General features: G+C 34.3%; 8 protein-coding genes, 1 tRNA gene and 1 other RNA gene. All 10 read right to left on the reverse strand.

Annotated elements, in window-relative coordinates; genetic code table 11:
* Positions 1-52 precede the first annotated feature (52 nt).
* Positions 53-700 (reverse strand): hypothetical protein, encoded by a 648-nt coding sequence (locus LB888_RS11750; RefSeq protein ID WP_318753062.1) that lies wholly within the window; start codon positions 698-700, stop codon positions 53-55.
* A gap of 231 nt (positions 701-931) precedes the next feature.
* The gene (locus LB888_RS11755; RefSeq protein WP_318753063.1) at positions 932-1,117 is read right to left on the reverse strand and encodes a hypothetical protein; all 186 of its coding nucleotides are present in this window, start codon (positions 1,115-1,117) and stop codon (positions 932-934) included.
* Positions 1,118-1,123: 6 nt separating this feature from the next.
* Positions 1,124-2,395: a hypothetical protein gene (locus LB888_RS11760; protein ID WP_318753064.1), complete on the reverse strand. Its 1,272-nt coding sequence runs from the start codon at positions 2,393-2,395 to the stop codon at positions 1,124-1,126.
* A 1,156-nt stretch (positions 2,396-3,551) separates the two neighbouring features.
* Positions 3,552-4,565 (reverse strand): site-specific integrase, encoded by a 1,014-nt coding sequence (locus LB888_RS11765; RefSeq protein ID WP_318753065.1) that lies wholly within the window; start codon positions 4,563-4,565, stop codon positions 3,552-3,554.
* Positions 4,566-4,697: 132 nt separating this feature from the next.
* Positions 4,698-5,064: a transfer-messenger RNA gene (ssrA, locus tag LB888_RS11770) on the reverse strand.
* Positions 5,065-5,139: 75 nt separating this feature from the next.
* Positions 5,140-5,212: transfer RNA gene (locus tag LB888_RS11775), tRNA-Lys, on the reverse strand.
* A 342-nt stretch (positions 5,213-5,554) separates the two neighbouring features.
* Positions 5,555-7,006, reverse strand: a complete 1,452-nt coding sequence (locus LB888_RS11780) for an APC family permease (RefSeq protein ID WP_318753066.1) — start codon at positions 7,004-7,006, stop codon at positions 5,555-5,557.
* 163 nt (positions 7,007-7,169) lie between these two features.
* Positions 7,170-7,559, reverse strand: coding sequence for a GtrA family protein (locus LB888_RS11785; protein ID WP_318753067.1), 390 nt, complete (start codon positions 7,557-7,559; stop codon positions 7,170-7,172).
* Positions 7,556-10,441 carry a YfhO family protein gene (locus LB888_RS11790; protein WP_318753068.1) on the reverse strand — a complete coding sequence of 962 codons (2,886 nt, stop codon included), beginning with the start codon at positions 10,439-10,441 and terminating at the stop codon, positions 7,556-7,558. Before LB888_RS11790 ends, LB888_RS11785 begins: the two co-directional genes overlap by 4 nt.
* A complete protein-coding gene (pgfS, locus tag LB888_RS11795; protein WP_311919858.1) occupies positions 10,441-11,415 on the reverse strand; it encodes a glycosyltransferase PgfS in 975 nt (324 codons plus the stop codon). Before pgfS ends, LB888_RS11790 begins: the two co-directional genes overlap by 1 nt.
* Between the last annotated feature and the right edge of the window lie 31 nt (positions 11,416-11,446).

Consider the following 11,446-nt stretch of genomic DNA (forward strand, 5'->3'; position numbering starts at 1 on the left):
AATAGGACCCAGTACCATTACTTTTTGATACAATATTGTTACATCAATATATTTATATTGCTTCCTCATCTGCAACTGGATGTCCCAGTAAATCAATGATTTTAGCGTACTTAACACCATCTGCAAGTTCAATCAATTTACTTCTTAATCTTGGTTTATCATTTAATTGACCCTCAAATTCTGGATAATCTTTAACAAAAGCATCAATGATTCTTTTAGCTATTCTCTGTAGTTTGCTATCAATGTTCTTTCTGTTTGTCTTGATTATTCTTTCCAATTCTTCATTGTCTGCTTCATCATCTATCAACAGATAATTCGCTTCCTCTAATGAAGCTAAAAACTCAATCTGGCTATCTGTTAAAATCTTATCCTTGTTTTCTGCAAACCATTCAGCAATAAAACTTTGCTGATATTCAGATTCAGCATAAACTTCTTGGTCAATCAAACTATCTAAATCCAGATACCCTTGCCCATTCTCCAATTGACTGAAATTCACACTGTCAATACTTACCCTAGCTCTCACATCACCATTTCGGACTCTAATACTGTGACTGTCATCATAGTCTCTTAAGACTGCCCAACCAACCCTAGAATACAGAAATTTACTCAATTCTTGAGCTTTACCAGCTGTTTCAGTGCCATCTAAGGTGTCCATATAGATTTGTTCCCACTCGTCTGTAGTAGCCTTAAATTCAAGCATCACCTCCCAGCATTTGCTAATGTACAACCCCATGAAGCTGTTATAGCTCATTTGCCAATTTCGTTTAGTATACGTTTCACCACACTGAATGGCTAGGTACTCATTCTTAATGATGAACCTTAGGTCCAAATTTTTGTTTCTTAAAGCCTTTAAATCGAACCAATTATTAAACACTTTTTCAATCATTTCATTATTTGTCATATTCATCATTCTCCCTATTTATATTATCATTTAATAACTAAAATCTTCTTCATTAATTTCAAAATCATCAGCTTCTAATATCCAATCAACTGGCTCAGCAAATACATAGCTAAATCGTTCTTCATCATATCCTATTGATTGAATGCCATACTCATCTTGAAGTTTTGCAACTAACTCCGTATATTCTTCATCTAAATAATATCTTTCTTTTTTCATCATTTATTACCCCTCTATAAATTCCATGAGAACCTTATCCCATTCTTCATCCTCTTCTTCAAAGAAATACTCTGGTTCATCTGGGTTAACTACTAATTTCTCCCAATTATCTTCAAAATCTTCATAGCCATTAACTTTCTTATATTCTTCTTCCACTTCATCAACTCTACTAATCACTTTTAATGTAGGTTTTTGTTTTGGTTGTTTTGGTTTTGATTGTTGTTTTGATTGTTGTTTTGGTTGTTGTTTTTGTTTTGGTTCTTCGATTACTTCATCGGTTGTAGTATCTTTTTCTTCAACATCCTTCTTGATTCCACCATTCAACTCCTCAACACTCCATACCTTTCTTATTAATAGATATTCATATTGTTCAAGCTGATGTAAGTTGCTTTGCTCTAAATTAGTTCTCACAAAAGCTCTTAAAGCTTCTTGCTCGTGTCTTTTACTGTAATAGTAAGAAATCTGATAATTATCTGCTAATGTTCTATTAACAGCCACTCGGCTTAAGATTCCCAACTCAACAAGCTTAGTCGCATAATTGTCAAAAGTTTGTCTCGATTGTTTTGAGACTGCACCACCATTAACATGGCTTTCAAAACTAATAGCTTGCATCGCTCCTAGGAAGGTTTTAAACGGGTTTGAAGCCTCTTTATTGGTCTCTTGGTCAAATGGATTCATTCTTGTTGCAAGTGTCGCATAGGTGGCTAAAAGGCGATATTTCTCATCATCTGAATGCTTCGTACCATTAACTACGATGTCAAAGTAATCGTTCAACATTGAGGAATAAATTCTCACATCATCCCCATCGGTACCCATGATTTTGTTCTTGCTTAATTCTTGGACGACCATCATTCTAGTGTTTTTGGTGATTTTACCTTCTAGGCATTTGTTGGTTTCAAGGTCAATGACTCCAATAACTCCGTTCTCTTTCAAGTTCTCTAAAGATTCAATAACAATCTTCAAATTCTTTGATTCATATTTAAATCCAAATCTTTGACAAATCATTAATGGTGTCACCTGAAATGTTTTCAAATACATCCCATTCATGTCTTGTCTGTTAAAGCTGCTCAACACAACCAAAGTTGCAATGTCATGATATGAGTCAAATAGATTGGTTTTCACTCCATCCACTAATCTTGATTGTATGAATCCTTTTTGCCCGATTGAAATGTATGCATTAGCATCTACCTCATTTGATTGTTGGTTCGCTAACTGCCCTTCTAAATTCTTTAAATTTTGCATGATAAAGTCATTCTTATTCATTCCTTGTTTTGCCATGTTGTTTACTCTCCTTATTAATAATTTTTTTGATATTTTTGTGAAAGTGTTTCAAATAATAAAAATTACTCTTACCCCTCCATCTATTATACATTTTTCGATGAAAAAATACACCGCTTTTTTGAAAACTTTTTTATTTTTTTCAGAAAATCATGAAAACACTATGAAATTACTGAAAATAAAATTTTCAAATTATATGAGTGAATTTTCTTTTTTGGGGTTATTTTAAAAATTACTTTCTACCTCCCTATTACTAATACGTTTTGAGCAGCAAAAGTGCACCATATTTTTGAAAACTTTTTTAAATTATTTTTAGGTGGTTTGGAAACCAGTATAAAAGTGATGTGAGACTCATCCCTTACCCAAATTTAAAAAGTGCACATTTGCGAGCCTTTGGCGAAGCAATATTTATAGTTTAATATATAGGGTATCTTAATTATAGGGTATCTTAATTTGTGCTGTTACAGGAACTATTATTACTTCTGGCGACAGGCCCCTGTCCTTAAAAAAATTATTATTACTTTTAGCGACACCCCCTGTCGAGAGAAGTAAATATAGAACTTTTGGCGACAGGGGGTATTTTAACCAATTTTTGCACCAATTATTTTTCACTTACTGATGCCAAATTTAAAGGATGTTGGAATGATTTAGAATGGATGGTGTGGGAATGTGATGGGAATTTGATGGAATTTTGATGGGGATAATAAGGAAGAGTGTTAATGATTAGTTTGGGAAGATAAGATACAAGTGATGTGGAGTATACCTCACCCAAAAATAAAAAATGAGTGAACACTTGCTCGCCCCAGCGAGCAATATTTATATCTTTATTTAAGGGTATCTTAATATAAGGGTATCTTAATTTATGCTGTTACACGCAAAATAGATACTTCTGGCGACAGGGGGGTGTCGAGAGAATTAAATATAGAACTTTTAAGGACACCCCCTGTCGCTAGAATTATTATTATTACTTTTGGCGACAGGGGTCTATTTATACATTTTTCAACCCAAAAAGTGTCAAAAAATGTAAGCTATTTTATTCTTAATTTTACAAAAACCTACCCAAAAAGTGTCAAAAAATGTAAAAAAAGTGCCAAAAAAGAATCATCAAATCGCTCTTTTATGGCACTTCATTTTTATATTTAATTTTATTTTCGCATTATTGGTTATACCAATTGTCTCCGTACACATCATTAATTGCTCTTAGCTGTTCTTCTTCGTCCACATATAAATATCTGGTTGTAGTTGAAAGGTCCTGATGCCCTAAAGCTTTCGAGATAGTCGCTATATCCACCCCATGAGCTCTTAAGTTATTTGCAAACCCTCTTCTAAGGTTATGGGCTCTAATCTTGTCTAACCCATGTTTTCTAGCCCGTTTGGATATGCTTTTGGCCAATGGTGAGTTCTTACCACCCTCACCAATACAATCATTACCTTCAATGGTTAAAAAGACATAATCAGTTTCTTTACCTGTTTCAGCTTTGAGTGTCTTGTTTTCCTGAATGATTATCTCCAACAAGCTTTTGACCCTACTATTGATTGGAACAACATGATTGCGTCCATTCTTTAAAGTATAGCCTGGGAAGCGAATTATATTAGCATTAAAGTCTATCATTGATTCAGTTAGCTGTGTCACTGTTCCAACCCTTAACCCTGTTTCCCACATCAACAGCAATGCCAAGGCATCTCTAACTCCAACATAAGTGTTAAAGTCGATTACTTTCAAATAAGCATCTATATCAGCTTGAGTGGCACCTTCCTTAACTTTCTCATCAACTTTCATTCTAAGTTCGCTCCACCAGTCATTGGTTTGAATGAGGTTTTCCTTTTTCATGTAGTTAAGAATTGCTTTCATCCGCTTCAATCTATTATTTCTTGTTAATTGGCTAACATCACCATAAGACACATAATCAATGATGGCATTCTTACTAAGGTGGATGACTTGATTCACACCTGTATACTTCTCAAAGCGAATAATCTCATCTCTGTAATCTTGAATAGTTCTTGGTCTAAGACCTTTGAATTTCATAATAGGAACAAGTTTATACTCGAATAGTGATAATATAGTTGGTCCTACCTGATTGCTTATCGCTTGATGCTTTGGAATTTCTATTTCTTTTTCTTCTAACTTTTTTAAGAAAAGCTCCTGTGAATTGCTATTGATTTTTCTCATTTGACTCACACCTTTTTTTAGTTTTTATGAGGGTAGTCTTTCACTTTCCCACTAAAGTTCGGTGGTGGTTCGCTACCTTGTTTTCATTTCGTGTATGAAAAGGTTGATAAATCAATGTTTTTATGAAAATAAGTATGGAGATGAGGAGATTCGAACCCCTGTCCAAATATCTCGTCACAAACGAGTCTACGTCAATAGTTTATCCATTTAAGATTTAGCTACTGCATAGCCGACAAACAGGCATCCGCTATCGCGAGTCTGATAATCTCTTTTTTAACTTACAGACGGAAAGTTAAAACGTATCCCACTAAATTTGAGACCACGATCTGAGTACATGGGCGATACCAGGGTGATCTTCGCTGCAGGTTTTTAGGCTGCTAAAGCGAAATTATTGTTTTGATTGTTTGCAGTTATATTTAACTGTAGCGTTTTTAGGAAGTCGCTGCCTTCCTGACGCGTCATTAGCTCGAACAATACCTGTCGAAACCATGACATCCCCTTAATATTATGTCTTTATTATAGTACATAAAAGCACAAAAGTCAATTATAGTCAAATTGGCTTTTGTGCTATGACTGGGCTGTGAGGGGATCGAACCCGCGACCCACTGATTAAGAGTCAGTTGCTCTACCGACTGAGCTAACAGCCCGTTACAAGATTATATTATATACCTCTAAGTTATCAATTGCAAGTACATTTTTAAAAAATAATTGTAGTTAATATAATCACATTATCTGATATAAAGAAACTGGGCAGAGGAAGTAGAAAATCGTTAGATTATCACGTCCATTGCCCACACCCCGCACAATTTGAAGCCACTCAACCTCTGCGCTCTTAATTAACAAACAATAACTTAACTAATATTTATCCGGTTTATGCCTCACCTATAGTCAGCCTCTTGAAGGCGCAATTTGAGTTTCCTCAACCACGACACTATAAAAAATTGGAACTAATGAAATTTTCAAAGTATTTGTCCAACCTCACCCCTTTATCACGGTTGGTAGTTTTGTTGTCGCTTAGCGTATGACCAAAATAACAATATAAATAAAATCCCCACTATCGATGTAATCAAGGCCGCTTTAAAATTTAAAATAAAATTACCAAGTACGATTACTAAAATACCTAAACTCGCAAATAATGGTGCGATAATTCCAAAAAATTTATTTTTAATCTGCCCTTTTTTATATAGTTGGAAGACTAAGTAATAAATCGGCAATAAGCATAAATTATTAAAGACCACGGCACTTTCTGAAATATCTGAATTAGGCAACCATTGATATTTAAAAACAAAGTAGTGAATCACTAACCAAAGAAGATTGATCACCATTACTAAAAGTGTAGAATGCGTTGACAATTGATGTTGTGGATGTAATTTTTTTATTGCTTCTGACTTTAACCACCCTTTTTCAGCCATTGCTTGAGGTAAACGAATATTGGCTAGAAACATGCCATTGGCCACTCCTAAAACTGAAATAATCACAATAATAATGAATACATTCCCCAAAGCTCTACCAAAGATCATATTAAACGCAAAATTAACTGAATTGTTACCCGTCGATAAAATAAACGTTTCGCCTAAAATATTATTTAGGCCGACAAAATAACTGACATATAAGACTAAAATAAAAATAGGTCCTAGTATGTAAGCCAATGGTAAATTACGTTTCGCATTTTTTAATTCTGGTGCAATATTCGTGACCACATTCCAACCATCAAAGGTAAATGCTAAAGGAACTAAAGCTGCTAACCATCCAAAGCCAACATCTCTTGGCTCAACGATTGGTAAATTAGAAGGAATTGCTGGTATCGGTTGATGCCAAATTAACCCCATTATCATAATAATAATTAACGGAATGACTTTGATAAAGGTTGAAAGGCTTTGAAAAAATCCGGCTAATTGTTTCGAATAATAGTTCATGATTGCAATAATAAATAAGTAAACAATCGTTAATATAATTTCAGCTTCAAAACTGGCATCGGGCTTCAATAAGCTTAATGTATAGGACGAAGCGACCCAAGTGACCACCGTTGTGATGACGGGGATATAGATAAAGGACTGGAACAAGCCTATGACAGTGGCAAAGGTCTGATTATAGTATATTTCAGCATACCCGGCCAGTCCACCACTAGTAGTGGTTCTTAATGCTAATTGTGCCAACGTTAAACTTCCAAAAACAATGTTAACAGCACCTAATAAAATAACTAGGACTCCTAAGGTAACATTGCCCCCGGTAAATGACAAAATATCATCTGCTTTAAAATAAATTCCCGATCCCACTACGGTTCCAACAATCATCGCAATAGCCGTTAATAATCCATAAGTTTTATTTTTCTCTTCCAATCCTTCACCTTCTACATCCAATTTAGCTGATAAAAATTCAATTGACCGCTTCTGTAAATCACCCAAATAATTAAATGGTGATTGCCTATATTTTACATTCATTTTCAAATAAATTCCATCGCCCTTTATCAAATAAAAACTCGATTAACAATCGATTTTGAATAACCAGCCTGCTACTCATTAAGGAGTTTCCTTAACCGTTCAGCTCCTAAAATAAAACCATTTCAGTGTTATTCTACTTTCTTTTATTAATCGAGTTACCAATCTATTTTTGTTCTAACCAAATTTTTCTCATGGCAAAGTTGATACACATCACTACAACAGCGACCATTATATTAGCATAATTGGCATTAATCCCTAATATCTCAACTGTAAACCATAATAAAGCTAAAGTAATCAACATGCCGATGACACTTAATAATACAAACAATTGAAATTCACGGCCTTTTTCTGTTTCTGAATATTTACTAACAAAAACATATTTCATACTTAAATAATAATTAAAGATGGTCGCAATGACAAAAGCGAAAAATTTCGCTAAAATATACCACACTCCAAATGCATTAAATAAAGTATAAAAAATTATCCAATCAATTACCGTTGCAATGACGCCTACGATACCGAATTTAATAATTTGTTCGAATAAATTTCTCATCTATTTACCACAGGCTTTCTTTTATTTTTCTCTAGTAAACTATACACTATCAAGCTAAAAATTGAAAGACCTGTTATCATCCAACCAATACTCCAACCGTCTGGTGTAAACTTCATTTCGATTTCGTGAGTTCCTTTAGTAATTGGGAATGAAATAAAAGCACCCCAGGTCTCTTTGATTGGCACTTCTTGGCCATCAACGGTCACGGTCCAACCTTGATTATAGGGAATCGAAGTCATCATATAACGACTATCATCAGTAATATTAACCGTCCCTTTCATAAAGGTATTCCCCCACTCGGTCACATTCATCCCTTGTTGTTTACGATGTGCGATAATTTGTTCACTAATGCTTTGATCAGCTGTAATGACGTACATATCTGTTAAATCAAGTTCCTTCGTCGTGCCTAACGTTAAGACCATTTCTTGTGTTTGGCCTTTTTGTTTATTGGCAATATTCCATAATTGCTGACCATCAAATGAATGTTGATAATCATACCAACGACCATTCAACTTAATTTCAGTCTTACCACCTTTTTGACGTTTTAAGGCTAAAGGCGCGTTAATATAATAGGTCGCATCTGTTTGTGGCGTAAAGGTAAATTTAATTTCACCTTTTTGGCTTTCATCGATTTTCTTATAGATAACCTTACCAGAAGCCGTTTCCTCTTTTTTAACATTGGTTAATTCAATATTTTCAAATAGGTATGATTTAAAGACTTGTAATTCCTGACCACTGATGGCCGATAGAATTTGATTATTCGTATGGGCAACTTGGTTAGGATGTATTTCTAAATTCACGGTCTGTTCATTGACACCAAAAGCTATTGGCAATACATTCTGATTCTCGTATATTTTAAAGCGCTCATCTTCCCAATACAATTGATAATAATCAAGTAAATCGCTGCGAGTAGAATTACGATTAAAGAAACGACGATTAGGATATTGTTGGACATCCTCATTCGTATAATCTTGGTAATCTACTACATAACGAATGCCGTAGAAAGCGTCCATAAAGGCGGTTCCGTTACCATAGAAGCTCGAAGCATTACTGCCTGAATCTCCTACTGCTGTCATGAAATTCAAGGTGGATCGTTCCATATTTGAACTAAAATGAGTCATACCAGGATAATCAAACATGAAGGGATCATTTTTACTTCGCTCAAACATTTTATTAATACGGTAAAATTCCCCCTCCTTACTTGGGCGAATTAAATCAATTACCGGTAAAACGGATAATTGTGCATCTCTGAATTTTGAGGCATCGTCATAATTCATTCGACTTTGAACGATATAAGCATTAAGTCCTAATTCAAAAATTGTGAGTAAACTAATCACTAAATAACTTGATTTTTTAAAACCAAAAGCTAAAACGAAAAGTACAAAAATCCAAATCGCAAGTGATAAGGTTTGTAATTTAACTAAATAACCAAAATGATTTAATAGTGAAACGGCAATAAAGATTAGGACTGAACCACCTATCATTGATATTAATCGTTGTCGTCCAATATGACGGTATTTGTACAATGAGAATATAAACAACACGATTAACACTCGTAAAATTAATGCTAAATAATTTTCCAATAATGGCACTACTTCACTCGTTGCATCAAAATTGAAAAATGAAAATTCATTTGAATAGGTCCATTCAGCGGCTAAATAGATAAAGGCCGATGAAACCATCACTAATGGCCAACTGACACTGCGCCAATTATGAAGGCCACGATAAGTTAATAAGACCATAAAGAATGAAATAATCCATGAGAATCGATAAAAGAAGCCAGCCGGTGTTTGACCCATATGCCAAATTTTATTGAAAAATAAATTGACAATTGAAATGAAAAAGACTGCAAAAACAAATACAGCCGCTATTTTTTGTTTTTTAGAGATGGAGCGATTCGCAAAGAATACACCCGTCCCAAATAATCCTAAACTACCGACAAAGATATTGGGTAAATTAGGTCCTGCTGGCCACGATTGACTGTCAAAAGCACCAATCATTAATTTCGCCAAAGCATCTAGTGGATTAATTTGCATCTTCCATTCGAAGGTTAATTTACTACCATATGCCCCTTTAGAAATTAATAAGTCCATAAAAACAGGGTATAATAACCACATCACCATCCCTGCCCCTAAGATAGCATAGATGGCCGCTCTTAAAATACGTAATAAGGAAGTTTTACTGAATAATTGGCGACTCGACATATAAAATATCGTATATAAGATAACGAATAAACAAATCATGTAGCCCATATAATATTGTAAGAATAAAGTTAAGGCAATGATTAACGCAAATTTATATCCTTTGCCACCGTCTAATACTTCTTCTAGGGCTAAAATGACCAATGGTAACATGATCATCCCATCGTAAAAAATGATATTCATTTGATAAGCCACTAAAAATCCTGCTAAGGCATAAACAGTTGACAACAATGGCACTAAGAAACGACGATCATTTAAATGACCATTGTAACGTTTAATGAGTAAATGCGCGAATGATAAGGCAATAAAGCCATAACGTAAACCAATAATGATAGTCGTTGCTAAGCGAAATTCACCTGCTGGAAATAGCGCGTAGATTAAATAAAATGGGCTCATTAAATAGTAAGCCCAGTTACTAATCATCGTGCCACCAATTGATTTAGAAAATGAATAAAATAAATTACTTAAATCCCCTGTCCAAAGTGTCCGTTTATACAAACGGAAGAAGTCGATATATTGCTGTCCAAAATCGACTGACATTAGGGTTTCGTCTCCAAATGGGTAAACTCCCATAAAGGCCCATACGACCAACATAATCGCAATTGGTAAAATAAAACTTAGGATATAGAGTCCTTTTTTCGTTTGATATAATTGATTAAATTTTTTTGTTATTTGTTCCACTATCTCAGTTCCTTGTCTTTTACTTGAATATTAGTTTCTTCTACAATAAAGTGCGGGCGTCTTTTGACCTCATAGTAAATTTTTCCTATATATTCACCTAAAATTCCAATCGAGATTAATTGCACCCCACCAAATAATACAATCGCAAATAAAGTGGTGAAATAGCCGCTAATTAAACGACTCGGATCAATTAACCAAATAATAAAATGCCATAATAAATATAATACGCCTAAAGAGACACAAATTAATCCTAAATTGACACATATTCGTAAAGGTCTATCATTGAATGATAAAAAAGCATCGATCGCATAATTCAATTTATTCTTCAAGCCAAATTTAGTTGAACCGCCCTCACGAACCTGATTTTCATACTCGATAATCTTTTCTTTATACCCTACCCAAGACACTAGGCCTTTGGTAAAACGATTATACTCCGGTAAGCTTAAAATAGAATCGACAACATTACGACTCAGGAGACGAAAATCAGAGACCCCTTCAGAAATATGGACATCCATTAAACTATTGAATACTTTATAAAAGTGTTGTGAAAAGAAGGAATCAATCTTGCCTTCTCCTTCTCGTGATCGACGAGCAGATACGATATCATACCCTTCAAAATAGCCTGTTAACATTTCTTCTACTACTTGAGGTGGATGTTGGAGATCGCCGTCCATTAAAACGACTGCATCGCCAGTTGCATATTGAAAGCCAGCTAATATCCCAGACTCTTTACCGAAATTGCGACTAAAACTAATATATTTTACACGACTATCGGAATTAGCGACTTTTTTTAGTAACGGTAATGTTTTATCTTTACTACCGTCATTGATATAGACAAACTCTAATTCAACTTCTTTATTTTGTTCTGCTTTAAATTTTTGACTTATTTCTGTTAACACTTTACTGACTGTTTCATGAGTCAATAAAATCATTTCTTCTTCATTATACATCGGTATAACTACAGATAATTTCATTGTAATTACCCCTTTCGAAAAAAATTACCAT

It is taken from the genome of Globicatella sp. PHS-GS-PNBC-21-1553 (genome assembly GCF_033564055.1).
In the GTDB taxonomy this organism is placed as follows: Bacteria; Bacillota; Bacilli; order Lactobacillales; family Aerococcaceae; genus Globicatella; species Globicatella sulfidifaciens.